Origin of the sequence: Sphingomonas sp. 35-24ZXX, from assembly GCF_000786215.1 — a bacterium.
Taxonomy (GTDB): Bacteria; Pseudomonadota; Alphaproteobacteria; order Sphingomonadales; family Sphingomonadaceae; genus Blastomonas.
Genome location: NZ_JROG01000027.1, coordinates 1 through 648 on the forward strand (window position 1 = coordinate 1; position 648 = coordinate 648).

Below are 648 nucleotides of genomic sequence, written 5' to 3' on the forward strand. Positions count from 1 at the left end.
CTGGACGCCTCGAAGGACCGTCTGATTTTGGCATGACGCCGACGGGACGTGGCGCGATTGGATGGTGAGCCCTGGTTTCGGGTGGCCGATCTGCTGATTTCGCTGTCTGAACCGGCCGTATAGGCCGGTTTTTGCATCAAGCAGGCGCAGAGCGCCCCTCGAGCCAGGCGAGGCGCTGGAAGTTATAGGCGAGGTTCGCCATGCCGATCTTGATGCGGGCTCGGGCGATGCCGATGGTGCGAACAATGAGCCCCATGCGGTGCTTCTGGCCGGCGAACACGTGCTCGACCGCTGAGCGCACCGCCGATCGCTTGGCATTGGCCCTGGCGATGCGCTCGGGCATCGGCCGGCGCGGCGGCTTCCTCTGATGGATGTGGCTGGTGAACATGCCCTTGGCGAGGAACGCCTCGTTCTTCTTTGGTCGATAGGCCGTATCGGCCCATACCCCCGAGCCGGTGTTGTCCTCGCTGACCACGTCAGGCAGCCGGGCGCCGTCGTTGGCGTTGGCGGCGCTGGCATCCCAGGTGCGGATCAGCCGATGCGCACGGTCGATGCCTATGTGGTTCTTGTAGCCGAACATCGGGATGGCGAGGTCAACCGGTTTGAACGCCTTGGGATCCGCGCCCTCCTTCACCTTGGCCTTGGTAT

1 protein-coding gene is annotated in these 648 nt (G+C 64.2%); it reads right to left on the reverse strand.

The window, feature by feature from the left end; translation table 11 throughout:
• Positions 1 to 136: 136 nt before the first annotated feature.
• Positions 137 to 648, reverse strand: a 512-nt coding sequence (locus LI72_RS18645) for a transposase (RefSeq protein ID WP_033927483.1), incomplete at its 5' end; no start/stop codon positions are given.